The sequence below is a fragment of the Mesorhizobium sp. BR1-1-2 genome (assembly GCF_020165435.1).
Taxonomy (GTDB): Bacteria; Pseudomonadota; Alphaproteobacteria; order Rhizobiales; family Rhizobiaceae; genus Mesorhizobium.
The window spans coordinates 112,877-138,078 of sequence record NZ_JAIUID010000010.1 but is presented as its reverse complement, the minus strand read 5'-3'; the positions used below and the strand labels follow the sequence as shown (position 1 = coordinate 138,078).

At 64.6% G+C, this 25,202-nt stretch carries 26 protein-coding genes; 13 read left to right on the top strand and 13 right to left on the bottom strand.

Annotated elements, in window-relative coordinates; translation table 11 throughout:
- Positions 1 to 35: 35 nt before the first annotated feature.
- From LB551_RS21800 to LB551_RS21785, 4 genes are all read left to right on the top strand, one after another.
- Entirely contained in the window at positions 36 to 269 is a 234-nt protein-coding gene (locus tag LB551_RS21800; RefSeq protein ID WP_224660419.1) for a hypothetical protein, read from the top strand.
- On the top strand, positions 257 to 1,276 hold the full coding sequence (locus tag LB551_RS21795) for an isopenicillin N synthase family dioxygenase (RefSeq protein ID WP_224660418.1): 1,020 nt from the start codon (positions 257 to 259) through the stop codon (positions 1,274 to 1,276). The genes LB551_RS21800 and LB551_RS21795 overlap by 13 nt, the downstream gene beginning before the upstream one ends.
- A gap of 325 nt (positions 1,277 to 1,601) precedes the next feature.
- Complete coding sequence (locus LB551_RS21790) at positions 1,602 to 2,291, top strand: SDR family NAD(P)-dependent oxidoreductase (RefSeq protein ID WP_224660417.1); 690 nt, start codon at positions 1,602 to 1,604, stop codon at positions 2,289 to 2,291.
- Between the two features lie 409 nt (positions 2,292 to 2,700).
- Positions 2,701 to 2,952, top strand: a complete 252-nt coding sequence (locus tag LB551_RS21785) for a hypothetical protein (protein WP_224660416.1) — start codon at positions 2,701 to 2,703, stop codon at positions 2,950 to 2,952.
- Positions 2,953 to 3,004: 52 nt separating this feature from the next.
- Here LB551_RS21785 and LB551_RS21780 read toward each other — a convergent pair whose 3' ends face one another.
- The 3 genes from LB551_RS21780 to LB551_RS21770 all read right to left on the bottom strand — a co-directional run bounded on the left by LB551_RS21780 (position 3,005) and on the right by LB551_RS21770 (position 6,797).
- Positions 3,005 to 4,123 carry a P1 family peptidase gene (locus LB551_RS21780; protein WP_224660415.1) on the bottom strand — a complete coding sequence of 373 codons (1,119 nt, stop codon included), beginning with the start codon at positions 4,121 to 4,123 and terminating at the stop codon, positions 3,005 to 3,007.
- A gap of 9 nt (positions 4,124 to 4,132) precedes the next feature.
- The gene (gene xseA / locus LB551_RS21775; protein ID WP_224660414.1) at positions 4,133 to 5,764 is read right to left on the bottom strand and encodes an exodeoxyribonuclease VII large subunit; all 1,632 of its coding nucleotides are present in this window, start codon (positions 5,762 to 5,764) and stop codon (positions 4,133 to 4,135) included.
- Between the two features lie 76 nt (positions 5,765 to 5,840).
- A complete protein-coding gene (locus tag LB551_RS21770; protein WP_224628389.1) occupies positions 5,841 to 6,797 on the bottom strand; it encodes a LysR substrate-binding domain-containing protein in 957 nt (318 codons plus the stop codon).
- A 234-nt stretch (positions 6,798 to 7,031) separates the two neighbouring features.
- Between LB551_RS21770 and LB551_RS21765 the strand changes: the two genes are divergently transcribed.
- Entirely contained in the window at positions 7,032 to 7,322 is a 291-nt protein-coding gene (locus LB551_RS21765) for a DUF1127 domain-containing protein (RefSeq protein ID WP_140552396.1), read from the top strand.
- Positions 7,323 to 7,490: 168 nt separating this feature from the next.
- On the opposite strand, the gene LB551_RS21760 is transcribed toward LB551_RS21765, so the two are convergent.
- The 4 genes from LB551_RS21760 to LB551_RS21745 all read right to left on the bottom strand — a co-directional run bounded on the left by LB551_RS21760 (position 7,491) and on the right by LB551_RS21745 (position 11,628).
- On the bottom strand, positions 7,491 to 8,504 hold the full coding sequence (locus tag LB551_RS21760) for a DUF937 domain-containing protein (RefSeq protein WP_224660413.1): 1,014 nt from the start codon (positions 8,502 to 8,504) through the stop codon (positions 7,491 to 7,493).
- Between the two features lie 98 nt (positions 8,505 to 8,602).
- Complete coding sequence (locus LB551_RS21755) at positions 8,603 to 9,976, bottom strand: glutamate--cysteine ligase (RefSeq protein ID WP_224628395.1); 1,374 nt, start codon at positions 9,974 to 9,976, stop codon at positions 8,603 to 8,605.
- 238 nt (positions 9,977 to 10,214) lie between these two features.
- On the bottom strand, positions 10,215 to 10,949 hold the full coding sequence (locus LB551_RS21750) for a 16S rRNA (uracil(1498)-N(3))-methyltransferase (protein WP_224660412.1): 735 nt from the start codon (positions 10,947 to 10,949) through the stop codon (positions 10,215 to 10,217).
- Between the two features lie 31 nt (positions 10,950 to 10,980).
- Complete coding sequence (locus LB551_RS21745; RefSeq protein WP_224660411.1) at positions 10,981 to 11,628, bottom strand: hypothetical protein; 648 nt, start codon at positions 11,626 to 11,628, stop codon at positions 10,981 to 10,983.
- 89 nt (positions 11,629 to 11,717) lie between these two features.
- On the opposite strand from LB551_RS21745, the gene LB551_RS21740 reads away from it, so the two are divergent.
- Both LB551_RS21740 and LB551_RS21735 read left to right on the top strand, forming a co-directional pair.
- The gene (locus LB551_RS21740) at positions 11,718 to 12,416 is read left to right on the top strand and encodes a type 1 glutamine amidotransferase (protein WP_224660410.1); all 699 of its coding nucleotides are present in this window, start codon (positions 11,718 to 11,720) and stop codon (positions 12,414 to 12,416) included.
- 281 nt (positions 12,417 to 12,697) lie between these two features.
- A complete protein-coding gene (locus tag LB551_RS21735) occupies positions 12,698 to 12,838 on the top strand; it encodes a hypothetical protein (RefSeq protein WP_181165325.1) in 141 nt (46 codons plus the stop codon).
- A 41-nt stretch (positions 12,839 to 12,879) separates the two neighbouring features.
- On the opposite strand, the gene LB551_RS21730 is transcribed toward LB551_RS21735, so the two are convergent.
- From LB551_RS21730 to LB551_RS21720, 3 genes are read right to left on the bottom strand one after another with little or no spacing between them, the layout of a single operon-like run.
- Positions 12,880 to 13,650 carry a metallophosphoesterase family protein gene (locus LB551_RS21730; protein ID WP_224660409.1) on the bottom strand — a complete coding sequence of 257 codons (771 nt, stop codon included), beginning with the start codon at positions 13,648 to 13,650 and terminating at the stop codon, positions 12,880 to 12,882.
- A gap of 39 nt (positions 13,651 to 13,689) precedes the next feature.
- Positions 13,690 to 14,826 (bottom strand): alpha-hydroxy acid oxidase, encoded by a 1,137-nt coding sequence (locus tag LB551_RS21725; RefSeq protein WP_224628402.1) that lies wholly within the window; start codon positions 14,824 to 14,826, stop codon positions 13,690 to 13,692.
- 25 nt (positions 14,827 to 14,851) lie between these two features.
- A complete protein-coding gene (locus tag LB551_RS21720) occupies positions 14,852 to 15,655 on the bottom strand; it encodes a FadR/GntR family transcriptional regulator (RefSeq protein ID WP_224660408.1) in 804 nt (267 codons plus the stop codon).
- 210 nt (positions 15,656 to 15,865) lie between these two features.
- Here LB551_RS21720 and LB551_RS21715 point away from each other — a divergent pair, with 210 nt between their 5' ends.
- From LB551_RS21715 to glcF, 5 genes are all read left to right on the top strand, one after another.
- Positions 15,866 to 17,188, top strand: a complete 1,323-nt coding sequence (locus LB551_RS21715; RefSeq protein ID WP_224660407.1) for a DUF3422 family protein — start codon at positions 15,866 to 15,868, stop codon at positions 17,186 to 17,188.
- A 159-nt stretch (positions 17,189 to 17,347) separates the two neighbouring features.
- On the top strand, positions 17,348 to 18,844 hold the full coding sequence (locus LB551_RS21710; RefSeq protein ID WP_224660406.1) for an FAD-linked oxidase C-terminal domain-containing protein: 1,497 nt from the start codon (positions 17,348 to 17,350) through the stop codon (positions 18,842 to 18,844).
- A gap of 92 nt (positions 18,845 to 18,936) precedes the next feature.
- Positions 18,937 to 19,359: an endonuclease domain-containing protein gene (locus tag LB551_RS21705; RefSeq protein WP_224660405.1), complete on the top strand. Its 423-nt coding sequence runs from the start codon at positions 18,937 to 18,939 to the stop codon at positions 19,357 to 19,359.
- 76 nt (positions 19,360 to 19,435) lie between these two features.
- Positions 19,436 to 20,641: a glycolate oxidase subunit GlcE gene (glcE, locus tag LB551_RS21700; protein WP_224660404.1), complete on the top strand. Its 1,206-nt coding sequence runs from the start codon at positions 19,436 to 19,438 to the stop codon at positions 20,639 to 20,641.
- Positions 20,642 to 20,653: 12 nt separating this feature from the next.
- On the top strand, positions 20,654 to 21,982 hold the full coding sequence (gene glcF, locus LB551_RS21695) for a glycolate oxidase subunit GlcF (RefSeq protein WP_224660403.1): 1,329 nt from the start codon (positions 20,654 to 20,656) through the stop codon (positions 21,980 to 21,982).
- 151 nt (positions 21,983 to 22,133) lie between these two features.
- On the opposite strand, the gene LB551_RS21690 is transcribed toward glcF, so the two are convergent.
- Both LB551_RS21690 and LB551_RS21685 read right to left on the bottom strand, forming a co-directional pair.
- Positions 22,134 to 23,054 carry a bifunctional 5,10-methylenetetrahydrofolate dehydrogenase/5,10-methenyltetrahydrofolate cyclohydrolase gene (locus LB551_RS21690; RefSeq protein WP_224660402.1) on the bottom strand — a complete coding sequence of 307 codons (921 nt, stop codon included), beginning with the start codon at positions 23,052 to 23,054 and terminating at the stop codon, positions 22,134 to 22,136.
- Between the two features lie 252 nt (positions 23,055 to 23,306).
- Positions 23,307 to 24,050 carry a L,D-transpeptidase gene (locus LB551_RS21685; RefSeq protein WP_224660401.1) on the bottom strand — a complete coding sequence of 248 codons (744 nt, stop codon included), beginning with the start codon at positions 24,048 to 24,050 and terminating at the stop codon, positions 23,307 to 23,309.
- 213 nt (positions 24,051 to 24,263) lie between these two features.
- Here LB551_RS21685 and LB551_RS21680 point away from each other — a divergent pair, with 213 nt between their 5' ends.
- Positions 24,264 to 24,902: a DNA-3-methyladenine glycosylase I gene (locus tag LB551_RS21680; RefSeq protein ID WP_140552411.1), complete on the top strand. Its 639-nt coding sequence runs from the start codon at positions 24,264 to 24,266 to the stop codon at positions 24,900 to 24,902.
- Between the two features lie 2 nt (positions 24,903 to 24,904).
- On the opposite strand, the gene LB551_RS21675 is transcribed toward LB551_RS21680, so the two are convergent.
- On the bottom strand, positions 24,905 to 25,111 hold the full coding sequence (locus LB551_RS21675; RefSeq protein ID WP_224660460.1) for a hypothetical protein: 207 nt from the start codon (positions 25,109 to 25,111) through the stop codon (positions 24,905 to 24,907).
- Between the last annotated feature and the right edge of the window lie 91 nt (positions 25,112 to 25,202).

Here is a 25,202-nt window from a genome sequence, read left to right as displayed (position 1 = left end):
ACTGTGCCTGAAATGACGCACCGGTGTTTCGCGCAATGATCGCGCTCATCGTCAGCCTGCCCGCCCAAATAGAAAAATTGTTCGTCCCGGCGGCATCGAAAAGCCGATCGTTCCTTTCCCGGCGCACTGAACTCCGTGAGATTTGGGGCATCGATGGTGGCTTCGGCCGCTGGAAAAGGAGCAGCACATCCACGGGCCCGGCTTTCCGGGCGACGTTTTCAAGCAGCGCCCGGAAAGAACCCGGAAAGGAGCTGACATGCCCAGAATAGTGCCCGTGCTCGATCTGAGCCGTCTCGAACAAGGCGCGTCGGAGCGCCGGACGTTTCTGGCGGATCTGCGCTCCGCCTCGCGCGATATCGGTTTTTTCTATTTGGCCGGCCACGGCATCCCATGGGCCGACATCAGCGAGACGCTCGCCGCTTCGCGGGGTTTCTTTGCCTTGCCGGAAGCCGACAAGCTGTCGATAGAGATGGTCAATTCCTCGCAGTTCCGCGGCTATACCCGCGCTGGCGGCGAACTGACCAGGGGCAGTGCCGACTGGCGCGAGCAGCTCGACATCGGCGTCGAGCGCCCGCCCATCGCGCAAGGTCCGGGAATTCCTGCCTGGACGCGGCTGCAGGGCCCGAACCAGTGGCCGTCGGCGTTGCCGGAGCTGAAGCCGGCGCTGCTGGCCTGGCAGGCCAAGGCGACGGCCGTGGCCATTCGTCTGCTCAAGGCCTTCGCGCTGTCGCTCGACCAGGCCGAGGACGCTTTCGATCCGATCTATCGCGGCGAACCCAATCATCGCATGAAGATCGTGCGCTACCCCGGCCGCGAAGCGACCGGCGGCGACCAGGGCGTCGGCGCGCATAAGGATGGCGGCTTCCTGACGCTGCTGCTCCAGGACGACAACAAGGGCCTGCAGGTCGACTATGACGGAAGCTGGGTGGACGTGGAACCGATTCCCGGAACGCTCGTCGTCAACATCGGCGAGCTGCTGGAACTCGCCTCGAACGGCTATTTGAGAGCCACCGTGCATCGCGTCGTGACGCCGCCCGCCGGCGTCGAACGCATCTCGGTGCCGTTCTTCTTCAGCGCCAGGCTCGATGCCACGATTCCGCTGCTGGAGCTTCCCGAGGAATTGGCGGCGCAGGCGCGCGGGCCGGCCAGCGATCCCGACAATCCGCTGTTTCGCGATGTCGGAACAAATGTGCTGAAGAGCAGGCTGCGCTCCCATCCCGACGTCGCGCGGCGTCATTATGCCGATTTGCTTGAGCCCGAGACCCGGGCAGGCTGAGCCATTCGGCAGGTAGAAATTTTTGTAGGACAGCACGATTTTAGGATCCTATTCGTCGCCAGCGCACGAAAATGGGCTCAAGATAAAATTATCGTTCGAGGTTTCCTCCCATTCCTCCGAACGGTGTTCCCCTCTGAAGGTTATGACCTTCTTTCTGGCCGGGCCGCCTTCGCGCCCGGCCATTTTTCTTTGCCGGGAGCAGTTTTTGCGGCCTGGGAAGCGCGCCACGACGACACGCGATTTTCTTGGAGTGCTTTCTCTTGCGTTCCACCTGGGAAGGCGCAACCCTGTCCAATCCCAGTCACCACGCGAAGGAGAGATGCTCATGACATCCAATGTCGCCGTCATTGCCGGAGCGGGATCCGGATTGAGCGCCTCGCTTGCGCGCCTTCTCGCAAGGGAAGGTTTTCGTGTCGTGCTGGCCGCCCGCAACGTCGAGAAGCTCGACCCATTGCTGGCGCAGACCGGCGCCCAAGCCGTGGCAACCGATGTCTCCGATGCCGCGTCGGTGCAGCGCCTGTTCGAGGTCGTTGACAAGGCCGGGCCGCTGTCGCTCGTGGTCTTCAATGCCAGCGGACGCGCCCGTGGCCCGATCGCCGAACTCGATCCAGAGGCCGTCAGGCAGGCCTTGCTGGTGGGGGCCTATGGCGGCTTCCTGGTTGGCCAGCAAGCGGCCAACCGCCTGCTTTCGCAAGGTTCGGGCTCGATCTTCTTCACCGGCGCGACGGCAAGCGTCAAGGGATTCGCCGGCTCGGCCGGTTTCGCGATGCCCAAATTCGGCTTGCGTGGACTGGCGCAATCCATGGCTCGCGAACTGGCCCCCAAGAACATCCATGTCGCGCATTTCGTCATCGATGGCGCCATTGCCTCGACCGGGCCGGGAGAGGCTCCCGACCCGCAGGAGCGACGGCTGTCGCCGGACGCGATCGCCGAGGCCTATCTCGGCATCCATCGCCAGAACCGCAGCGCCTGGACCTGGGAACTCGAACTCAGGCCCTGGGTCGAGACCTTCTGATCGGCACGGTGACCTATGCGGCTTTCGCGGGGCTTCCATGCAAGGCGGCGGGGAGAGTCGACATTGCATGGCGATGTCACTATATAGCGGCGGCTTCGATGGCTTGTGCCTGGAAACGGCAACGTCATCGGGCAGCTGTTGTGACAGCCATTGAGATGCAAACGGACCTGAAAACCGTAAGAAGCAAGTAGAAGCAGCCTCTCGAGGCGGGACAGGATTCCCGCCAATCGATACCCGCCCCCCAGAAACAGAAAATGTTCTTCAATCCTCTATTTCCTTTGGCTCTGTGGACCTTGGACGACATCGGCTTGCCGTCCGGTGGCGACTCGGCTGGAATGGGGACATGCATCCTTCACCGGATGCCGACGTTTATGATTACCAACCGGCTTCGCCGCCAGGGAAAAGCAATATGAGTGAGCACGCCATCGAATTCTTGCAGGGATGGATTGGCGAAAAAGTCCATTGCCAGTCCCACGCCAGGATCGAGAAGCAGGCCGAAACACTGGCCAGGGAATGCGCTGCCAAGGCGGCCGAGGTCGGCATACCGCTGGAGGATATCCAGGAAGAAGTCGGCGATATCCAGGAACTCATTGCCTCCCGGCTCGAGGAAGCGGCCGAGGCCGACGAGCACCAGCAGGCCGCGGGCAAGGCCGCGGAATAATTCAGAAGCAATCCTGTATGAATACGCGGACCATTCGGTCCGCGTATTTGTCTCAGCCGAATTTCTCCTTCAGCCACGCCTTCGGCAGCGCCGGCACGAAATTGCCGTCGCGCCCGGTCATGTCCTCGTTGGCGACCATCGCATTGAGGACCGCTTCCTCGACGCCCTGGACCACGGCATCGAAGAACGGATCGATGTCGGTGTCTGGGATGAACTCGGCGCGAGCGATCCGGCCCGGCGGCGCCAGGGCCGCGTCGGGATTGGCGGTAGAGAAGGCGAGGAAGATGTCGCCGGAACTGTGATAGCCGAAGCCGCCGGTCATGGCGACGCCGAGCGGCACGCGACGGGCCAGCCGCTTCATCTGATGCGGCAGGAACGGTGCGTCGGTGGCAATAACGGCGATGATCGAGCCTTTTTCGGCACGTGGCGTGCCTTCGCGGATCGCCGGTTCGACGAGCTCCGGCCCGGCGCGCAGGCCGCGAAGCGTGAAATTGCGCCGCTTGCCGAAATTCGCCTGCACGAAGGCGCCGACAGTATAGGCACGCCCTTGCCATTCGGTGATGCGCGACGCGGTGCCCGAACCGGCCTTGAAGCCGAAGGCGATCATGCCGGTGCCGCCGCCGACGCTGCCTTCCTCGATCGGTCCGCTGGCGGCACCGTCGAGCGCCTCGGCAACATGCCCTGATGTCACATGGTGACCGTTGATGTCGTTGAGGAAGCCGTCATAGGTTTCCGCTGCCACCGGCAGTCCCCAGCCGCTGTCGAGCGCCGCCGGCAGCACCTGGCTCATCCAGCGCAGCGTGGCGTCGCGCGAAACGCCGCAGGAATGCGTGTTGGTGACGGTGATGGGGAAGTTGAAGGCGCCGGTCTCCTCGATGATGTGCGAGCCGGTCAGTTCGCCATTGCCGTTCTGGCTGAAGATGCCGGCAAAGACCGGCGTGGCGAGCTCGCTGCGCGGCCTGGGCAGGATCGCGGTCACGCCGGTGCGCACCGGTCCCTGGCCTACGACGAGCGGGCCGTCGCCGGAAATCAGCGTGGAATAACCGACCGACACGCCGGCCACGTCGGTGATCGCGTTGAACGGGCCAGGCGTGCCGTCGAAGCCGATACCGAAGCTTCGTGCGCGCGGCTTGCCGGAGGGCGTTTTCCGATGATGCGGATTGTCTGTCATGTCACGGCTTCAGAATAGAGAGCCCTGGCTGCCGGGCTCCTTGGCCTTGGCCGCGGGTTTGGCGACGGGTCTTGGCCGCGCCGAGCCGCTGGTCGCGACCGCATCCGCCGTGCCGTCGGCGAACTCCAGGGACAGCGCCATCCCCGCCGACAATTCCGCCGCACGCTTGACGACGGCGCCGTCGGCATCCTTCACCAGGGCGAAGCCGCGTGCCAGCACGGCCTTGTGCGACAGCGTCGCCAACAAGCGGTCGGCCTGGGCGACGCGGCTGCGCAGTCGCTCAAGCCTCAGCGATGCCGCATGCGTGCTGCGCCGCGTCAGCGCGGTCAGGAAATCCCTTTGGGTCCGCTGCCGCCGCGCCGTGGGCTCTATGGTGATGCGGCCCTGCAGCGCCGCCAATTGCTGCCGGTGCCGCTGCAGAGACGCCCGGGCGCATTTCGGCAACTGATCGGCGGCGCGATTGAGCTCCGCGCGCCGCGCTCTCGTCAGCGTGCGCAACGCGCCCTGTGCCCGCAGGAGATTGCGCTCGTTGGTCCGCCGTGCCTCGGCAATTCGCTGCGACAGCATTGCCGGCGTCAGTTTCAGGGCGAAGAAGCGTCCCCGCTTGCGCTCGGTCGAAACCATGAGGCCGCGTCCGAGCCGGCTCGTCGCCTCGTCGAGGCGGCGCCGTGGCAGCGCCAGCAACTGATCGGGCGAGGGCAGCGCACGCGCCGCCGCGCGGACCGACTGGCGCTTGCGCTCGAAATTGCGCGAAACCGCCGCCTTGAGCCGTGCGCCGAGACTGGCGAGCGTCGCTTCGAGGTCGGCCTTCACCGGAACGGCGATTTCGGCCGCCCCCGTTGGCGTCGGCGCCCTCACATCCGCGACGAGGTCGATCAGCGTCCAGTCGGTTTCGTGGCCGACGGCCGAAATCACCGGAATGGCGGAGGCGGCGACGGCGCGGGCCAGCGCCTCGTCGTTGAAGCCCCAGAGATCCTCGAGGCTGCCGCCGCCGCGCGCCACGATCAGCAGGTCCGGGCGCTCGATGACGCCGTCCCATGCCAGCGCATTGAAACCGGCGACGGCGGCGGTAACTTCGGCGCCCGCGGTTTCGCCTTGCACCCGCACCGGCCAGACGAGCACATGCAGCGGAAAACGATCCTTGATCCGGTGGATGATGTCGCGGATGACGGCACCCGTCGGCGAGGTGACGACGCCGATGACGCGCGGCATGAAGGGCAGCAACCGCTTGCGGCCCCCATCGAACAGGCCTTCGGCTTGCAGCCGGCGCTTGCGCTCTTCCAGCAGCGCCATCAAGGCTCCGGCGCCCGCCGGTTCCAGATTGTCGATGACGATCTGGTAGTTGGATTTGCCGGGATAGGTGGTGAGCCTGCCGGTGGCGATCACCTCCATTCCTTCTTCGGGGCGGAATTTCAGCCGGCCCATCGTGCCTTTCCACACCACGGCGTCGAGCCGCGCGCGGTCGTCCTTCAGCGTGAAATAGGCATGGCCGGAGGAGTGCGGCCCGCGATAACCCGAGATTTCACCGCGCACCCGCACATTGCCGAAGGCATCCTCGACCGTGCGCTTCAGCGCGCCTGATATTTCGCTCACCGTGTATTCGGTGGCGTTGCTGCGTGATTCGGATGCTGCTTCGCTCATCGGCCGATTGGGGGGTGGTTGCGCGCCGGCGTCAAGCTGGCTGTTTTCAGGTCAGCGTTCAATTGCGTCTGATCGCCTACCAGCCCGGCAGGATCTGGTTCGGCTTGGTTCGCCGCATCTTGCTGAAGGCGAGTGCCGCGAAATCGAACGTTCCCGTCTCTTCGCCAAGCGGCACCGAGATGTTGTCCAGGCTTTCCGAAATGTGCCGGGCCAGCGCATCGACGATCTCCGGCCGCGAGGTTTGGCCGCGCATGATGCCGATGCGGCAGTCGGGCAGGGTGCCGAAGCCATCGGCCTCGCCCAGCACCCGCATGCCGGGCCGCAAAGCGCATTCCGGCAGCACGGAGATCGCTAGGCCCGACAGCACCGCTGCGGTGATGACGGTTGCGGAAAAACTGGTGAACAGGATGCGATAGTCGCGGTTCTGCTGGTCAAGCACGTCGACGGCGGCGCGCCGCCAGATACAGTTTGGCCGGCCAAAGGCCATCGGCAGCGTTTCCTGTTCATGCGTGGCATGGTTGGCCGATGTGACCCACAGCAGCGGTTCGCGCCGCACCACCTCGGACTGGCCGCGCACGTCGTTATGCGTAACCAGCGCCAGGTCGAGATTGCCGCGCTTGATGTGTTCGACCAGCCCCGGCGTCGGCTCGCAGACGACGGTCAGTTCGACGCGTGGATTGGAACGTGTGAAGCGCGCCATGATCTCGGGCAGGAAACGGTCGGCGTAGTCGTCCGGCGTGCCGATGCGGATGGTGCCTTCGAGCCGCCGGTCGTCGAAGGCGGCCAGCGTTTCGCGGTTGAGATAGAGCAGCCGTCTTGCGTAGGAAAGCAGCTTGTCGCCTTCCTCCGTCAGTCGGTTGCTGCGCCCTTCCTTTTCGAACAGCGGCTTGCCGATCCGCTCCTCCAGCCGGCGCATCTGCATCGACACCGCCGACTGGGTGCGGTGCACCTCTTCGGCCGCGCGCGTAAAACTGCCGGTATCGGCAATCGAGATGAAGGTCTGCAACTGATCGAGATCGAGCGGCGCTTTCATCGGTTCAATCCATCATTGATGTTGATGCTAAAGATTAGAAACATTCGTTGGATTAATCAATCGCGTGGTGGCAAATTGGCATTGTCCACATGAAACCAATGCATGTCGCCCAAAGTGGACACCGGCTCTGGGCCAAAGACATGCATTTCTTGAAGTGAATCGAAACCGGAACGGTCGCTGTTTGCTAAGCGCCGATTGCCTGGTTTTGCCCGTTCGAGTCTGAAGGAGACCGACATGGCCACGTTTGATTTCGCCACCGAGACCTCGCGCATCACCACGCGTCCGGCCGTTGCGACGCGCGTGGCAAATACCGTCTCCAACGCTTACCGCGCCTGGAAAAACCGCCGTGCCTTCTATCGCCTAGGCGAGATGTCGGACGCCGAGCTCGCCGATATCGGCCTCACGCGCGCCGACCTGCACGTCGCCATCGACGTGCCGTTTGGCCGAGATCCGACGGCGATGTTGCGCGAAATCGCCAGCGATCGCGTCGAAACGATCGAGGACATCGCCCGCAGGGTGGCCTGATCGGTTGAGTTTCGGTCCCGCTGAACCTTTTCAGCAATCAGCGCGACCAAGGTTCATGCAGGCTTCCCACTCCCTGCCGGTCCCCCGCCGGCCTGCCTGCACGCTGCCCGGTCCTCCCAAGGACCGGGCTTTCTTTTTGGATTGGGTAAAAGCCAACTTGCGCGACGGCTATCGCCTATCCATGCCGCGCTTGAACTGGTCGAAAATCGACTCCATGCCCTTTTGGTAGTCGTCGCGCTGCTGCGCTCCGGTCTCGAACATCTTGCCGAACAGATCGTCGAATGGGTTCCTCGGCCTGCCGCTCGGATTGGTCTGCGGCTGCGGTGCCTGGGGCTGCTGCCGAGCTTGAGGCTGCGGCGCCGGCTGCCCGCCGCCGGATACACCGCCGCCGCCCTGGCGCAGCATCTCTTCGAAGATCTTGCCTAGTGGACTGTCGCCATAGGGGCTCTGGGTCTGCTGCGGCTGGGGCCGGCCTTGCGGCTGCGGCGCGCCACCGAACATATCCTGCAGCACCTTGCCGAGCGGATTGTCGCCGTAGGGATCGGGGGACGGCTGAGGCTGGCTTTGTGGCTGCGGCGTTCCGCCACCGAACATGTCCTGCAAGACCTTGCCGAGCGGATTGTCCATCGGGGCCTGCGGCTGTGGTGCCTGGCGCGGTTGTGGCGCCGGGGCTTGCACGCCCCCGCCTTGCCGCATCATCTGCTCGATGATCTCGCCCAGAGGATTGTTGCCGCCACCGCCGAAACCGCCGGCCTGCATCTGACTCGTTGTCTGCTTGAACAGAACGCCCATCAGCATCGAGGCCAGGGCCGGCAGCATCTGCTGCAGCACCTGCTGGCTCACGCCGCTCGCCTGCGCCGCCTGACTGGCAACGGCGCGCGACAGATCCTTGGAGCCGAACAGATGCCCCAGAATGCCGTTGCCTTCATCGACGCCTTGCGGCGAGAAGGCCCGGGTCGCGTCCTCGAAATATTTGGCGTGCTGGCCGCTTGCCATCGCCGTCATGAAGGCACCGAGTCCATAGGGGTCTGCGGTGTTGCGCTGCAGCCCCTGCGAAAAGGCCGGCAGCAGCGCGGCGACCGCCGCCTGCGTCTGCTGCATGGAAAGCCCATATTGTTGGGCAAGCGCCTGCATGCCGTTGCCGTTCTGGGCCTGTGCCAGCATGTCGAACAAGGAAGGCATTGGTCTCTCCTCCGGAAATCCCGCCGGAGGAGCCTAATTCGTTTCCACTGCCGATTGAAGCGCCTTTTGGAGGACCCCGGCCGCCTCGAAGCCGAAGGTCAATAGGCGTATTCCATGAACACCGGCTCGATCGAGCCGCCCCAGCGCGTGTGGTAGGCCGACAGCAACTCCTCGGCGCTGGTGGTGCCGCGCGCCACGACCTCGTCGAGCGTGTTGAGGAACGAGGTCTCGTCATAGCCGTCGCGGTTCTTCTTGCCGCGGTTCTTCAGCCCCATGCGCGAGATGGCGAGCACGTCGCGCGCGATGTCGCGAAGCGTGGTGTTGCGGAACGGCGCCGAAATGCCTTGTTCGGGCACGGCGTTGCGCATCGCCAGCACTTCCTCATAGGTCCAGCTCGAGGTCAGCGCCTCGGCCGCATCGAGCGCAGCCTCGTCATAGAGAAGCCCGACCCAGAAGGCCGGCAGGGCGCAGATGCGTCGCCACGGCCCGCCGTCGGCGCCGCGCATCTCGAGAAAGCGCTTCAGCCGCACGTCGGGGAAGAGCGTCGACAGATGGTTCGCCCAGTCGCCCATCGTCGGCAATCCGTCCGGGATTTCATTGCGGGCGGCCCCGGCCATGAACTGACGGAAGGTCACGTGCGTCATGTCGTGGTACTGTCCGTCGCGGATGACGAAATACATCGGCACGTCGAGCGCCCATTCGACATAATCGGCGAAGCCGAAATCGGGCGAGAAGCAGAATTCGAGCAGGCCCGAGCGCTGGTTGTCGGTGTCGCGCCAGATGTCGCCGCGCCAGCTCTGCAGGCCGTTCGGCCGGCTCTCCGTGAAGGGCGAGTTGGCGAACAGCGCCGTCGACAGCGGTTGCAACTTCAGCGACACCTGCATCTTGCGCCGCATGTCCATCTCGCTCTCGAAGTCGAGGTTAACCTGGATCGTGCAGGTGCGGTACATCATGTCGAGGCCCTTGGTGCCGACCTTGGGCATGTAACGCGTCATGATCTCGTAGCGCGACTTCGGCATTTTCGGCGTCTCGGCCAGCGACCATTTCGGGCTGCCGCCAAGGCCGAGGAAGCGGATGCCCATCGGCTCGGCGATCTCGCGCACCTGGGCCAGGTGGGCGTTGCCCTCGCGGCAGGTCTGGTGGATCGTCTCCAGCGGCGCGCCGGAGAGTTCGAACTGGCCGCCGGGCTCCAGCGAAATCGCGCCCTGGCCGGTCGGCTCGACCAGGCCGATGATGCGGCCGTCATCGATGATGGGATCCCAGCCGAGCTTTGACTGCATGCCTTCGAGGATGGCGCGTATGCCGCGCTCGCCGCCATAGGGCACGGGCTCGTTGCCGTCGACGTAGAACGGGAATTTCTCGTGCTCGGTGCCGATGCGCCACTTGTCTCGCGGTTTGTTGCCCTCTGCCAGGTGCTCGACGAGTTCGTCCATGCCTTCGATCGGCCGGAAATCGGTTGTGTCGCGCGCCATCATCAAGCCCCTGCGGCACACGACCGAAATCGACCTCGATTTCCGGGATATGCGCCAAAATCAAAGTACTACAGCAGCCTTTGCGCGTCGACGCGCGGCACTGCAGGGCGGCCGGACGACCGCCGGCGCTAGATGGACGAAATGTCAGTAGCCGATCAAGCGAAAAATCCTGAGCCAGAGGTCAACAGGAATTGAACGATGCGGCTCTTCCCATTTCCACAAAAGAGAAGGAAGAACCCTACCAATCCCCGATCGTGGCCTGCATCACCGCCAGTGCGGCGACGGCGGCCGTATCGGCGCGCAGGATGCGCGGGCCGAGCGGAATGGCGGTGACGAAGGGCAAAGCGCGCAGCACCTTGCGCTCCTCGTCGGAAAATCCGCCTTCCGGCCCGACCAGCAGGCCGAGCTTCCTTTCGCCCAACGCTTGCAGCGCGGGCAAGGGATTGTTGGTCGAAGCGTCCTCGTCGCAGAAGATCAGCCGCCGCTCCTTGTCCCAGCCGGTCAGCAGGCGTTCGAACCTTTCCGCTTCCCGCACTTCCGGCACCGCAAGTATGCCGCATTGCTCGGCCGCCTCCACGACGTTGGCGCGCAACCGGTCGATGGAGGGTTTGGCCACTTGCGTGTGCTGGGTAATGACCGGCTGCAGCACTCCGGCGCCCATCTCGACCGCCTTCTGCACGAGATAGTCGAGCCGGCCTTGCTTCAGCGGTGCGAAGCAGTAGACGAGATCGGGCAGCGGCGGTTGCGGCCGTTGCCGCGCCAGCACCCTCAGCTTCACCGCCTTCTTGGATTTGGCCGCGATGGCCGCCGACCATTCGCCGTCGCGGCCGTTGAACAACAGGATCTCGGCGCCCTCGCCAAGCCGCAGCACATGCTGGAGATAATGGCTTTGCTGCTGACCGGCATCGAATTCGGCGTCCGGCCCGAGATCGTCGGGCACGAACAGGCGTTGCATCTTGTAGTTGGCGCGCATCGCCGAGGAATGGGCGAGGCGGCGGTTGGCGTCAAGTCTTGGCGGAAGGATGCCAGACGGGTTCGTAGCCTTGCCTCAGCACGCGCACGGTGGTCGGCGGCGTCAACAGCCGCAGTGTCCGGCCAGCGAGGCCGTCGAAATCCCGCGCCCCGCAATATCCTGCGAACGACCAGCGCAGCGCCCTGCCGCGACGCAAGGCGTAGGCATCGCCGCCGTCGTCTATCATCGTGCCGTCGGGCAGGCCTGCAAGCTCGTCGGCCGCCAGCACCGGAGGCTTGCCGCCCGAAGCCAGCCGTTCCTTGTGCAGCCGCTTGTCGACCTGCGGCGCGCGCGGCTCGGCAATGGCGAAGGCTTCGCCGAAGCGCTGGACAAAGTCCTTGGCCCGTTCGCGCCGGCAAAAGAAGCAGGGGCGATGCCCGGCGGCCAGTGCCGTCACCTCGTCGAGGAAGAACAGCTCGGTCCAGCCGGCCTTTCCTCCCGGCCGGTTGCGGCCCATCGGCTCGCGCCGCACGCCGCGGAAGTCGCAGACGCAGATGATCCAGGCGTGAAGCGCCCAGCGTTTTTTCAACAGCGTCCTGGTCTCGGGATCGTGGATGATGCCGCGATTGCCCGTGAACAGGCCGCGCTCGGGCACGGCGTGGATGGCGCCGAACGGATCGACCCGGTTTTGCAGTGGCATAGTTTTCTCCGCGCGCCCGCATCTTGGCTGAAATGCCGGCGCCATGATATCGCTCGCCGCACCGTTTTCATGTCAGCAGGGTTTTTGCGATGCGGGTGCTGGTGGTCCAGAACTACGACAATACCGGCCTCGGCCAGGTCGGCGCGGCACTTGCGGAAGCCGGTGCCGATCTCGACATCCGCCTTCCTTACAAGGGCGATCCGCTGCCGGACGATGCGAACGGCCACGCCGCCATGGTGGTGCTCGGCGGCGGCCAGAACGCGCTGGCCGACGATGAATATCCCTATTTTCCGGCGCTGCTCGAACTTATCAGCGATTTCGCCGGCAAGGACCGCGCCGTGCTCGGCATCTGCCTCGGCAGCCAGCTGGTGGCCCGCGCCTTCGGCGGCGAGAACCGCATCGGCGGCGCCAATGAATTCGGCTGGCGCGGCGTGTCGCTGACGCCGGACGCCAAGGCCGATCCGGTGCTGGCCGAGCTTCCGGAAAAGTTCCCGATCTTCCAATGGCACGACGACACTTTCGTGCTGCCCGAAGACGCCGTGCGGCTCGCCGGCAATGATGTCGCCGAGAACCAGGCGTTCCGTGTCGGCCGCGCCGTCTACGGCTTCCAGTTCCATTTCGAGGCCGACCGGCCGCTGGTAAAGGACTGGAGCACCTCTTTCGCGCCGATCATTGCAGCGCGCCACCCCGACTGGGCCGGCAAGCTCGATGGCGAAATGGCCCGTAACGGACCGGATGCCGATGCTGCCGGCCTGGCCATCGCCCGCGCATGGGTGGCGACGATCTGAGCATCATCTCTGCGGACCAGGGCGTGGCAAAATTGGCACGCGGCGGTGAATCCGCCTGGGGAAAACCGGTTTCGTTCTTGGCTTGTGTACGCCCGCCATCCTAGAAGGCGCGCGCTCTGCATCACCGGTGCAACCGCGATGGACCTTGGTGTGGCCCGTGCGACACACCGCCGATACAGAACATGCCTAGAAGCGCGAAATCGTCGAAACTTTGAGACGTATTTTCCGTTTCAACGCATTGGTAACCGCCTCGTGCACAGATGCAGGAAGCTCAACAAGAGATGACGTCCGTGAAAGCAGCGCTTCTGTCCTTTGCCATGATGTCCGCCATCGTGATTTGCGGTCTCGGCATCTATGCGGCCGATGCCGCCAACAACCACAACGCCGTCGATGGCTACGGGGTCACCGCTTCGCTGCGCTGAAACATCCGGACCGTTCGCGTCGTATCCGCGGCGCGCGCCACTCAAGCTTCCCTTATTGTCATTGTCAGAATGCGTTTGTCGGCGCCCTCGACAACGAGCGCGCTCAGCATGCCTGATTGCCAGGCGAGCGTATCGACATTGACGCGGTTGGCCATGACTTCCGCCTCGGGAACGGGCGTATGGCCGTGCACCACGATCTTCGGGAAAAGGCCGGCGTGATCGTGGAAAACGTCGCGGATCCAGATCAGATCCTGCGGATTCTGGTTCTCCAGGGCAATTCCTGGCCTGATGCCGGCATGGCAGAAGAAGAAGTCGCCGAAGCTGATTGAGAAGGGCAGCGAACGCAGGAAGTCGATATGGCGTTGCGGTACGGCTTCGAGCAGAGCCTGATGTCCCCGTCTCATCGTCTCCATCCTGCTGCCGAACCAGCCGGCGTCGGCAGCGAGCGGAACACCGTAGGATAGCGCCGTCTGGACCCCGCCATAGCGCATGAAAAGCCCGTCCGGGTCAGGGGTATCGAGAAAATCGAGAAAGCCGAGATCGTGATTGCCGGCGAGCATCACGTTTCGCGGATCGCGTTTGCGCGCCTCGATCAGGAAATCGACGACGTCCTTGGAGTCCGGCCCGCGGTCGACATAGTCGCCGAGGTGGATGACGCGCCAGTCGCGAGCCGGCTTCCATTCGAGCTCGCTCTCGATCCGCTGATGCATGGCGGCCAGCAGATCGAGCCGGCCATGGACATCGCCGATTGCGTAGAGCCGCATGCCGTCCGGGCCGCGCGCGTCCAGGAAATGAATGTCGGGTTCTGCCAACGTATCGCTGTCTCCGTGATCAGGCCGTCGCCGACCTGGCTAGCGCCGGATCTGGTCCTTGCTCATGTCGGTCACCAGACGCTTTCCGCACAGCGCCAGCGTGATGTCCATCTCCTTACGGATGATTTCCAGCGCCTTGGTAACGCCTTCCTTGCCGAGCGCGCCCAGGCCGTAGAGAAACGGCCGGCCGATATAGGTGCCCCTGGCGCCGAGGCACAGCGCCTTCAGCACGTCCTGGCCGGAGCGGATGCCGCCATCCATGTGCACCTCGATCCTGTCGCCGACCGCGTCCGCGATTTCCTCCAGCGCCATGATCGACGAGGATGCGCCGTCCAACTGACGCCCGCCATGGTTGGAAACCACGATCGCGTCGGCGCCCGTTTCAGCGGCCATCAACGCGTCTTCCTTGTCGAGAATGCCTTTCAGGATCAGCTTGCCGCCCCAGCGTTCCTTGATCCAGGCGATATCCTTCCACGACAGATGCGGGTCGAACTGCTCCGTCGTCCATGACGCCAGCGAAGCCACGTCGCCGACGCCCTTGGCGTGGCCGACGATGTTGCGGAACGTGCGGCGCTTCGTGCCGGCCATACCCATCCACCAGCGCGGACGGACCGCGATGTTGGCGATGTTGGCCAGCGTCATCTTGGGTGGCGCCGAAAGTCCGTTACGGACATCCTTATGCCGTTGGCCGAGGATCTGCAGGTCGAGCGTCAGCACCAGCGCCGAGCATTTCGCCGCCTTTGCCCGGTCGATCAGATCGAGCACGAAGTCCTTGTCGCGCAGCACGTAAAGCTGAAACCAGAACGGCTTCTTCGTCACCGACGCGACATCCTCGATCGAGCAGATACTCATCGTCGACAGGGTGAACGGCACGCCGAATTCCTCGGCCGCCTGCGCCGCCAGCATCTCGCCGTCGGCATGCTGCATGCCGGTCATGCCGGTTGGGGCCAGCGCCACCGGCATGGCCACCTTCTCGCCGATCATGGTCGATTCCAGCGAGCGGTTGCTCATGTCGACCAGCACGCGCTGGCGGAACTTGATCTTCTGGAAGTCGTCCTCGTTGGCCCGGTAGGTGCTCTCGGTCCATGCCCCGGAATCGGCATACTCGAAGAACATCCTGGGCACGCGCCGTCGCGCCAGGTCCTTGAGGTCGGCAATGGTGAGAATGTCGCTCATCGTGTCCCCGCTTGATCGATATCGTTCAGGAGCGTTTGCGCGCCGGCTCGGCATCGCCGGCTTCAGAGCGTTGCCTGAGCCTGAGCCGCGATACGCGCTGCCAGTCGCCGCTGCGCTCGGCTTGCGCCATCGACCGCTCGACATAGATCATGTGGTCCATCGCCGCCTGCCGCGCGCCGACCGGGTCGCCGGCCTTGACCGCGATGTGGATCGCCCGGTGCTGGGCCAGCAGCGCATCGCGCGCGCCGGGCACGGTGAACACCAGCAACCGGTTCTGGAACACGCCTTCCGACAGCAGCCTATAGCAGGAGCGCAGCGTATGCAGGAGCAGGATGTTGTGTGCGCATTCGCAGATCGCATGATGGAACTCGACGTCGATCTCGGCTTCGTCGTCGAAATCCCCAGTGCGGTGCGCTTCGTCCATGCGTGCCATGATGCGGTCGAGCAGGGCCAGGTCCTCCGGCGTGGCGCGCCGCGCCGCATATTCGGCGGCGATCCCCTCCACCTCCCGGCGATACTCCAGGTAATCGGCTACCGCCTTGCGATGCGTCGAGATCAGGTCCGCCACCGGCTTGGTGAACAGCTGGCCGATGATGTCGGCGACATATGTGCCGCCGCCCGGCCGCGTCGTCAAAAGGCCGCGTCCCTCGAGCGCCTTCAGCGCGTCGCGCAGGATCGGCCGGGACACATCGAACTGGCGCGCCAGCTCGCGCTCGCCAGGCAGCCGGTCGCCGGTGCGCAGCACGCCTTCCAAGACGAGGCTTTCGATCTGCTGCACCACCTCGTCGGCGGTTCGCGAGTGCTCGATCCTGGAAAAAATGTCGCTCAACTGCATGCCTGGGAGTGTTGAACCGGTGTCGCGCAAGATAAAGCCAGCGTCGCCAACTGGTCAAATTATTTATCCAATTGGTCGAAGCGTGTCGGCTTCCGCGCTCGCGCCCATATCGTCTTCGGGTAAACTTTGCTGTTTGCGTCACCGGCCTATTGGCTCTAGAGGACGCAACTGCAAGAGGGTTCAAAGAAACCCGGGGAACAAGCCGTGTCGCAGGACCCGTCCAATCTCGAATTTCAACCGCGCGCCAAGGGCAGCGTGCTCGGCTTTCCGGCGCATGAGGGACGGCCTGGTGCGCTGGGCGAAGTCCATGCCCGTCCGCACCCGCTGATCGAGAAGCCGCGTGTGCTGATCCAGCTCGCCTTCATGACCGAGGGTGGCGCCGGCGTCGATCATTCGGTGCTTTCCGAGCTGTCGCGCCGGCTCGGCATAGCCGCGCCCGACCGTCAGGCCCGCCATCACGCCATGAGATGGGGCCAGGGCTCGCTGCGCTGGGAGCGGCATACCGAATTCTCCACCTACCTGTGGGAAGGGCCGCTAGTCGAAGGCGGCAAGGGCCAGGAGGATTCGCCGTTCGGCAACGGATTTTCTCCACCCGGAACCGTTATTTCAGGCATCCGGCTCGAGATCCGCAAATGGACGCAGGCGGGCGAGCGGTCGATCGCCGGCTTTGATCCGACCAGCCTCTGCTATTCGCTGGTCGAACGCGGCAATGCTGCGATCGTCACCGATTTCCGCCAGGATGGCGACGGCCTGACCCGTATGCTGATCCTTGACCGCGCCCTGACGCCCGCCAGCACCGGCGCCTTGTCGCAGCGGCTGATCGACATCGAGACCTACCGCACGCTGGCCATGCTCGGCCTGCCGCTGGCGCTGGCCTTGTCCGGCCGCGCCCGTCGTATCGAGGACAGGCTGGCCCAGATCACGCTGGAGATGAAGCTCGCCGAGACCCGCGACAGCCAGAAATTGCTTGCCGACCTGACCGAACTCGCGGCTGAGTTGGAGGCCGACGCGGCGTCGAGCCTCTACCGCTTCGGCGCCAGCCGTGCCTATGACGGCATCGTCGGCGAAAGGCTGGAAGCGCTCGAGGAAGAGGCCGTACAGGGATATGACACCTGGGCGGGGTTCCTGCGGCGGCGCATGGCGCCTGCCATGCGCACCTGCCGTTCGGTCGAGGAGCGTCAGGCCAATCTGTCGCGCAAGCTGACGCGCGCCACCACGCTGCTGCGCACCTGGGTCGATGTCGAGGTCGAGAAGCAGAACCGCGACCTGCTCGCCTCGATGAACAATCGCGCCCGGTTGCAACTGCGCCTGCAGCAGACCGTCGAAGGCCTGTCGGTCGCAGCCGTTTCCTACTATGTCGTCGGCCTCGTCGGCTATGTCGCCAAGGGCGCTTCGATCTTCGGCCATGCCTTCGCGCCCGAAGTGGTCACGGCGGCGTGCGTGCCGCTCGCCATCCTGCTGGTCTGGTGGGGCGTGCGGCGGGTGCGGCGCATGCATTCCGAGCCGGCGAAACATCCGGGCGAGTAGGCGCGCCTTACTTCCCACAGGATAAGGCCTGCCAGCGGCAGATTGCCGCTGCGGAAGGCGTCCGTTGCGTCCGTGTCCGCTCTCGGTCAAAGCGGGGTTTGCAACCGACGCGCTTCACTGGTAAAAGATTTTGACCAGTCAAGCGAGATGAGGCTGCCGATGTCCGGCCTTGCCATGCCCAAGCCAGACGACGCCACGATGCGCCGGCGCGGCGAGATCGTCGCCGACATGCGCATCATCGTGCCGGGCGAGGGCGTGGTCGACGCGGCCAACGAAATGCGCGCCTTCGAGAGCGATGGCCTGACCGCCTATCGGCAATTGCCGTTGGTCGTGGTGCTGCCCGAAACGGTGGCGCAGGTTTCGCGCGTGCTGAAATACTGCAACGACCGCAACATCCGCGTCGTGCCGCGCGGCTCCGGCACCTCGCTGTCGGGCGGCGCGCTGCCGCTGGAGGACGCGGTGCTCCTGGTCATGAGCCGCTTCAACCGCGTTATCGAGATCGATTTCCCCAATCGCATCCTCGTCGCCCAGCCGGGCGTCACCAATCTCGGCATCACCACCGCCGTCGAGCAGGAGGGTTTTTACTACGCCCCCGATCCATCCTCCCAGATCGCCTGCTCGATCGGCGGCAATGTCGCGGAGAATTCCGGCGGCGTGCACTGCCTCAAATACGGCCTGACCGCCAACAATGTGCTCGGCATCGAGATGGTGCTGATGAACGGCGAGGTGGTGCGGCTCGGCGGCAGGCATCTGGACGCGGAAGGCTACGACCTGCTCGGCGTCATGACCGGCTCCGAAGGCCTGCTGGGCGTCGTCACCGAAGTCACGGTGCGTATTCTGAAGAAGCCGGAGACCGCACGTGCGCTGCTGATCGGCTTCCCGACCAGCGAGCAGGGTGGCCAATGCGTCGCCGACATCATCGGCGCGGGCATCATTCCGGGCGGCATGGAGATGATGGACCGCCCGGCGATTCATGCGGCGGAGGATTTCGTCCATGCCGGATACCCCCTGGATGTGGAGGCGCTGCTGATCGTCGAGCTCGATGGGCCCAGCGTCGAGGTCGATCATCTCATCACCGCGGTCGAGGCGATCGCCATCCGCAACGGTTCGACCACCTGCCGCATTTCGCAGTCGGAGCAGGAGCGGTTGAGCTTCTGGGCAGGGCGCAAGGCGGCCTTCCCCGCGGTCGGCCGCATCTCGCCCGACTATTATTGCATGGACGGCACCATCCCGCGCAAGGAACTGCCGCGCGTGCTGGCCGGCATGCGCGAGCTCTCCGAGAAATACGGGCTTGGCGTCGCCAATGTCTTCCATGCCGGCGACGGCAATCTGCATCCGCTGATCCTCTACGACGCCAACGTGCCGGGCGAACTCGATAAGGCCGAAAGTTTCGGCGCGGACATATTGCGGCTGTGCGTCAAGGTCGGCGGCGTCTTGACCGGCGAGCATGGGGTGGGCGTCGAGAAACGCGACCTGATGCCGGAAATGTTCAACGAGATCGACCTCGACCAGCAGATGCGGGTCAAATGCGCCTTCGATCCCAACCATCTGCTCAACCCGGGCAAGGTGTTCCCGCAGCTGCGCCGCTGCGCGGAGCTGGGGCGCATGCATGTGCATCGCGGACAGATGGCGTTTCCGGATATTCCGAGGTTTTGATGGCAGCGTCTCAGAACTTGGGTTCCTCGCCCCCGCAAAGCGGGGGAGAGGTGGCTCGGGCGAAGCCCGAGACGGAGAGGGGGACGCCCGACGTGCCGAGCCGCCGCTCGCCGGAAAAGATTGCTCGCGCACAAGCGCTTCGCCACGGTGACAACCAGGCGGAGGCAACCCTCTGGAATGAGCTGAAAGCCAAAAAGCTGAGTGGGTACAAATTCGTTCACCAGATGCCCATCGGTCCATACTTCGCGGATTTCGCGTGTCGAAAACAACGATTGATTATCGAGTTGGACGGCAGCCAGCACGCCGAAAGCAGCTACGACAGGCGGCGTGACGAATTTATGCGTAACGCAGGCTTCTCGGTTTTGCGCTTCTGGAATCTTGATGTGTTGAAGGACACGAGGAGCGTTTGCGAGACGATCTTTGCAGCGCTGGAAGGACGGCTTTCTGAAGATGTAGTTGCAGCAGATCTGAGGTTTGTTTTCGCTGCCAAGAGCATAGGAGACAGCGCTCTATGATGGCCCCCTCTCCGTCTCGGGCTTCGCCCGAGCCACCTCTCCCCCGCTTTGCGGGGGCGAGGAACTGGGCGCGAACATGACCACCTTCACTCCCACCACCCCTGCCGAAGTCCTCTCCACCGTCGCCTGGGCGGCGGCGGAAGGCTCGCCGCTCGAAATCCTCGGCCATGGTTCCAAGCGCGGCATCGGCCGTCCGCTGCAGACCGAGCACACGCTCGACCTGTCGAAGCTCGCCGGGGTGACGCTCTATGAACCGGCCGAACTGGTGCTGTCGGCAAAGGCCGGCACGCCGCTGGCCGAAATCGAGACGCTGCTGGCTCAAAACGGCCAGCAACTCGCTTTCGAGCCGATGGATTACGGCCCGCTGCTCGGCGGCGAGCCGGGCAAGGGCACGCTTGGTGGTGCGCTTGCAGCGAACCTCTCCGGTCCGCGCCGGCTGAAGGCGGGGGCGGCGCGCGACCATATCCTGGGCATCCACGTGGTTTCCGGGCGCGGCGAGGCCTTCAAATCCGGGGGCCGCGTGGTGAAGAACGTCACCGGTTACGATTTGTCCAAGCTGATGGCCAACAGCTGGGGCACGCTGGCCGTGTTCACCGACGTCACCTTCAAGGTGCTGCCGTCGGCCGAGACCGAGGTTACGCTCGCCGTCCGCGGCCTGCTCGACGATGCGGCCGCCGCGGCCATGGCCCTGGCGCTCGGCTCCAGTGCGGAAGTATCGAGCGCCGCGCACCTGCCGGAGCGGATTGCCGCACGGGTTGCCGCGGGCGTGCTCGGCAATGATGCGGCCACGCTGCTGCGGGTGGAGGGTTTTGGCCCCTCCGTCGCCTATCGCATCGCCGCGCTGAAGGCGTTGCTCGGAGATGCCGGTCCACTGGAGGAGATTTCCAGCGAAGCGTCGGCCGCCCTGTGGCGTGACGTGCGCGATTGCAGGCCTTTCGCGGACAACAGCGACAAACCGGTCTGGCGCGTGTCGATGGCGCCGGCGCAGGCGCACCAGATGGTTCTGACGCTGCGCATGCAGGCGGCCGTCAGCGCCTTCTACGACTGGCAGGGCGGACTGGTATGGCTGCGCATGGAGGAGGGTGACCCGGAAGCGGCGCTGCTGCGCGGACTCCTGAGAAAGCATGGCGGCGGCCATGCGACGCTGGTGCGCGCCGCGCCTTCGCACCGCGCCGCCTTGCCGGTGTTCGAGCCGCAGGCGGCGGCACTTGCTGCGCTCAGCCAGCGGCTGAAGCAGGAATTCGACCCCAAGAACATCCTCAATCCCGGCCGCATGGCCTAGGACTAGAGCGCGATGCAGACCAATTTCTCGCCCGCACAGCTTGCCGACCCGCATGTTGCCGAGTCGGAAAAGATCCTGCGCAAATGCGTGCATTGCGGCTTCTGCACCGCCACCTGCCCGACCTATGTGACGCTGGGCAACGAGCTCGATTCACCGCGCGGGCGCATCTACCTGATCAAGGACATGCTGGAAAACGGCCGTCCGGCCGACAAGGAGATCGTCACCCATATCGATCGCTGCCTGTCCTGCCTCGCCTGCATGACCACCTGCCCGTCCGGCGTCAACTACATGCATCTGGTCGACCATGCCCGCGCCCATATCCAGCAGACCTATAGGCGGCCGCTGCTCGATCGCCTGACCCGCGCCATGCTGGCCTTCATCCTGCCCTATCCCCGGCGTTTTCGCGCCGCACTCAAATTGGCGAAATTGGGCAAGCCGTTCATCGGCCTGTTCGAGAAGATCCCGGCATTGAGGCCGCTTGGCGCAATGCTCAAGCTCGCGCCGGAATCGATCCCGGGAGCATCGCCGATGACTTCGCCGGGCACCCATACCGGGCAGGGGGCAAAGAGGGGCCGCGTCGCCATCCTCACCGGTTGCGCGCAATCGGTGCTCGATCCCGCCATCAACGACACGACCATTTCGCTGCTGACGCGGCTTGGCGTCGAGGTCATGGTGCCGCCGGGCGAGGGCTGTTGCGGCGCGCTCGTCCATCACATGGGCCGCGAGCAAGCCGCCCTTGCTTCGGCAAGGCAAAATGTCGATGCCTGGACCCGCGCCATCGAACAAGGCGGGATCGATGCCATCATCGTCACCGCGTCGGGCTGCGGCACGACCATCAAGGATTACGGTTTCATGCTGCGGCTCGATCCGGCCTACGCCGAAAAGGCTGCACGTGTTTCCGCCCTGGCCAAGGACATTACCGAATACCTGGCTGCCATCGGCCTGCCGGAACCGGTGCGCAAGCCGGGCACGGTCGTCGCCTATCATTCGGCCTGTTCGATGCAGCACGGCCAGAAGATCACCCGACAGCCCCGGGAATTGCTGGCCAAAGCCGGCTTCATCGTGCGCGAGCCGCGCGAAGGGCATTTGTGCTGCGGTTCGGCCGGCACCTACAACATTCTGCAGCCGGATATTTCGGCCAGGCTGCGCGACCGCAAGGTGAAAAACATCGAGGCTACCGGCGCCTCGATCGTCGCCACCGGCAATATCGGCTGCATAACGCAGATCGCATCCGCCGCGAAGCTGCCGGTGGTGCACACGATCAAACTGCTCGACTGGGCCTATGGCGGGCCGAGGCCGGAAGGTGTCGCGGAATCCGGCCTCGTTGCCGCGGAGCGATAAGACGATCGTAGGCGCCGCCCCTCATCCGGCCACCTTCTCCCCGCTGGGGAGAAGCGGTTGGCGCAGGCGTGGGAATCTCCTCTCCCCTCGGGGAGAGGTCAGCCGAGCGAAGCGGAGGCTGGGTGAGGGGGCCTGGCGCCCCCCTGCTCCCTTACTCCGCCGCCAGCTTGTCCGCCGTCCCGTAGGTCGCCTCGTAGAGCGCGCGCTGGCGGCTGAGCGCCACCATCGTGTTGCGCAACAGGATCGCAACGGTGATCGGGCCGACGCCGCCCGGCACCGGCGTGATCCAGGAGGCCACGTCCTTCACGCTGTCGGTGTCGACGTCGCCGACGATATGGGTGGAACCGTCCGGCAGCGTCTCGGAATTGATGCCGATATCGATGACGGCCGCACCGGGCTTTACCATGTCGGCCTTGATCAGGCGCGGCTTGCCGACGGCGACGAACAGCGCGTCGGCGCGGCGCGCGTGCGCGGCGACCGAGCGCGTCATGTGATGGCAGACCGTGACCGTCGCGCCCTCGCTCATCAAGAGGAAGGCGATCGGCTTGCCGACGATCTCGGAGTGGCCGACGATCACCACCTCCAGGCCCTTGAGGTCGAGGCCGGTTTCCTTCAGCAGTTCGACCGAGGCGGCCGCCGTGCAGGGCGCCAGATCGAGCTGGTTGTAGACGATGTTGCCGATCGAGGCCGGATGCATGCCTTCGACGTCCTTCAGCGGATGCACCGCCGCCTGCAACGTCCTGATCGGGATATGTGCCGGCACCGGCCGCTGGATGATGATGCCGGTAACGCGCGGATCGGCGTTCAGGCCGTGGATCGCCGCTTCCAGTTCGCCCGCGGTAATCGTGGCGGGAAAGCGCCGTTCTTCGAAATCGATACCCGCCAGCTCCGCCTTGGCGCGCTGGTTGCGTACGTAGACATCAACCGCCGCCGTATCGCCGACGGTGATCGACACCAGCTTGGGTGGGAAACCTTCGGCTCTCGCGATCGCCGCATCCTCGCGTACGGCGGCGATGATGCGCCGGGCAACCGGGCCGCCCTTGAGATAGCGGCTGTCGTCGGACAGTGACATGATCGGACTCTTCTGACCTGGGCGTTGCCTTGCCATAGCAAAAGAACAGCGGCAATGGCAGCACGAATGCGAACCGTCATGCCTCTTGCGCGACGTGTGGGCGTGGCAGTGTTTCGTCCGAAACGGAAAGGGCAGCACGGTTTCCCGTGCTGCCCCTTCTGACCGGCCGCATCCCCATACGGCCCGTCCCCCGTTATTTCTTCCGATCCGGGGAAGCGCTGCGCTTCCGGATCGGGTGATTCGCAGCAACTATTATATCACCTCGACAGTGGTTCCGACATTGACCCGTTCGTAAAGGTCGACGACATCCTCGTTACGCATGCGGATGCAGCCCGACGACACGGCGCCGCCGATCGTCCAGGGCTGGTTGGTGCCGTGGATGCGATATTCCGTATTGCCGAGATAGAGCGCGCGCGCGCCGAGCGGGTTCTCCATGCCGCCGGCCAGGTAGGTCGGCAGGTAGCGCCCCTTGGCGGCCTCGCGCTTGATCATCGCGGCCGGCGGGCGCCAGTCCGGCCACTCGCGCTTGTTGGTGATCTTGTGCGTACCCGACCATTCGAAGCCGGGCTTGCCGGTGCCGACGCCATAGCGCCGCGCCTTGCCGTTCTTCTCGACCAGATAGAGGAAGTTCTCGCGGGTATCGATGACGATGGTGCCCGGCTTCTGCGTGCCGTCATAGGCGACTTCCTGCGGCAGGTAGATCGGGTTGATGTGGGGGCGCATTACCATGCGCTTGGCCGGTGCCTGCACGGCCGCCGTCTGCACGCGGTCGGGCCGCGCCGGCTGCGCATAACGCGGGCGCGGCTGCTGCGTGACCTGCCGGTTCTGCCGCACGATGCCCGGCGCATGGCCAAGCTGCAGCACCCAGGGGGCGGAAAGGTCGGGGCTCACCATCACCGGCGGTCTGTCGGCATAGCGGTCTCCGGCCGTGGAAGGTGTGACGCCGGCAGCAAACGCAGCCACGGCGCCGAGCACGGGAAACAAAACTCTCTTCATCGGGAAAGCACCTTGATCGTCTGACAAACCGGGTGGAAACGGCCTCCCGGTTCAGCGATCATTGGCGCGGGAACAGCAACCGAAACATGAATCGGAATGTGTAAAATGCGGAACTGTCGGTAAACCTTTCGGTGTGGTTACCGCCGCGTTCAGGAATCTGGTAAAGCCAAGGTAAAGCCGCGCAACCAGCGCGTTAACGAATGGATTCTCGCCATGGACAATGAAAAAACCGGCCTTCTCGCCGGCCCCGACGGTGTTGCGCGCTGCTTCTGGCACGGCAATCTGCCCGACTATCTGCATTACCACGACCATGAATGGGGCCGCCCGGTGGCGGACGACCGCCGGCTGTTCGAGAAGATCTGTCTCGAAGGGTTCCAGTCGGGCCTGTCCTGGCTGACCATCCTGCGCAAGCGGGAGAATTTTCGCGCCGCTTTCGCCGGCTTCGATTTCGACAAGGTCGCCGCCTTCACCGAGAAGGATGTCGAGCGCCTGCTCGGCGATGCCGGCATCATCCGCCATCGCGGCAAGATCGTCTCGACCATCAACAACGCCAAACGCGCCCGCGAAATGGTCGACGAATTTGGCTCGCTGGCTGCCTGGTTCTGGAAGTTCGAACCCGGCAAGGAGGAACGGCCGCAGGTCGTCGACCTCGCCCATCTGCGCGCCAATCCGACCACGGCGGTCTCGATCCGCATTTCCAAGGACCTGAAAAAGCGCGGCTGGACCTTCGTCGGCCCGACCACGGTCTACGCCTTCATGCAGGCGATGGGCCTCGTCAACGATCATCTCGAGGGATGTGTGTGCCGCAAGCAGGTCGAAAAGGAGCGGAAGGCTTTTAAACGGCCGAGATAGCCTCAGCTGCCATTGGCACTTCCCAGAAACAGGCCGGCGACGATCGCGACCACGGTGGCGACCGTCGGATAGATCACCAGCAGGCCGGTCACCAATGCATCGCGCATGGAAGGCCCCTTGCCGGTATCGGCGGAAACCTCGAACGGTCCGGCCGGCTGGCCGATCATCCTGGGGGCATGGACATCTGCCGCGCGCAGGCGTGCCGGCATGTCGCCCGCATCCCTGTTATCCTGAAATTCCACCCTGTTATCCTGAAATTCCACCGCGCTGATCATGTCCCGACCCCTTCATTGCGGTGCG

Excerpts from the sequence above, each read along its gene's own strand:
- LB551_RS21800 (WP_224660419.1), top strand. The coding sequence starts at position 36 with ATGATCGCGCTCATCGTCAGCCTGCCCGCCCAAATAGAAAAATTGTTC.
- LB551_RS21795 (WP_224660418.1), top strand. The coding sequence starts at position 257 with ATGCCCAGAATAGTGCCCGTGCTCGATCTGAGCCGTCTCGAACAAGGC.
- LB551_RS21790 (WP_224660417.1), top strand. The coding sequence starts at position 1,602 with ATGACATCCAATGTCGCCGTCATTGCCGGAGCGGGATCCGGATTGAGC.
- LB551_RS21785 (WP_224660416.1), top strand. The coding sequence starts at position 2,701 with ATGAGTGAGCACGCCATCGAATTCTTGCAGGGATGGATTGGCGAAAAA.
- LB551_RS21780 (WP_224660415.1), bottom strand. The coding sequence starts at position 4,123 with ATGACAGACAATCCGCATCATCGGAAAACGCCCTCCGGCAAGCCGCGC.
- xseA (WP_224660414.1), bottom strand. The coding sequence starts at position 5,764 with ATGAGCGAAGCAGCATCCGAATCACGCAGCAACGCCACCGAATACACG.
- LB551_RS21770 (WP_224628389.1), bottom strand. The coding sequence starts at position 6,797 with ATGAAAGCGCCGCTCGATCTCGATCAGTTGCAGACCTTCATCTCGATT.
- LB551_RS21765 (WP_140552396.1), top strand. The coding sequence starts at position 7,032 with ATGGCCACGTTTGATTTCGCCACCGAGACCTCGCGCATCACCACGCGT.
- LB551_RS21760 (WP_224660413.1), bottom strand. The coding sequence starts at position 8,504 with ATGCCTTCCTTGTTCGACATGCTGGCACAGGCCCAGAACGGCAACGGC.
- LB551_RS21755 (WP_224628395.1), bottom strand. The coding sequence starts at position 9,976 with ATGGCGCGCGACACAACCGATTTCCGGCCGATCGAAGGCATGGACGAA.
- LB551_RS21750 (WP_224660412.1), bottom strand. The coding sequence starts at position 10,949 with ATGCGCGCCAACTACAAGATGCAACGCCTGTTCGTGCCCGACGATCTC.
- LB551_RS21745 (WP_224660411.1), bottom strand. The coding sequence starts at position 11,628 with ATGCCACTGCAAAACCGGGTCGATCCGTTCGGCGCCATCCACGCCGTG.
- LB551_RS21740 (WP_224660410.1), top strand. The coding sequence starts at position 11,718 with ATGCGGGTGCTGGTGGTCCAGAACTACGACAATACCGGCCTCGGCCAG.
- LB551_RS21735 (WP_181165325.1), top strand. The coding sequence starts at position 12,698 with ATGACGTCCGTGAAAGCAGCGCTTCTGTCCTTTGCCATGATGTCCGCC.
- LB551_RS21725 (WP_224628402.1), bottom strand. The coding sequence starts at position 14,826 with ATGAGCGACATTCTCACCATTGCCGACCTCAAGGACCTGGCGCGACGG.
- LB551_RS21710 (WP_224660406.1), top strand. The coding sequence starts at position 17,348 with ATGTCCGGCCTTGCCATGCCCAAGCCAGACGACGCCACGATGCGCCGG.
- glcE (WP_224660404.1), top strand. The coding sequence starts at position 19,436 with ATGACCACCTTCACTCCCACCACCCCTGCCGAAGTCCTCTCCACCGTC.
- glcF (WP_224660403.1), top strand. The coding sequence starts at position 20,654 with ATGCAGACCAATTTCTCGCCCGCACAGCTTGCCGACCCGCATGTTGCC.
- LB551_RS21690 (WP_224660402.1), bottom strand. The coding sequence starts at position 23,054 with ATGTCACTGTCCGACGACAGCCGCTATCTCAAGGGCGGCCCGGTTGCC.
- LB551_RS21685 (WP_224660401.1), bottom strand. The coding sequence starts at position 24,050 with ATGAAGAGAGTTTTGTTTCCCGTGCTCGGCGCCGTGGCTGCGTTTGCT.
- LB551_RS21680 (WP_140552411.1), top strand. The coding sequence starts at position 24,264 with ATGGACAATGAAAAAACCGGCCTTCTCGCCGGCCCCGACGGTGTTGCG.
- LB551_RS21675 (WP_224660460.1), bottom strand. The coding sequence starts at position 25,111 with ATGCCGGCACGCCTGCGCGCGGCAGATGTCCATGCCCCCAGGATGATC.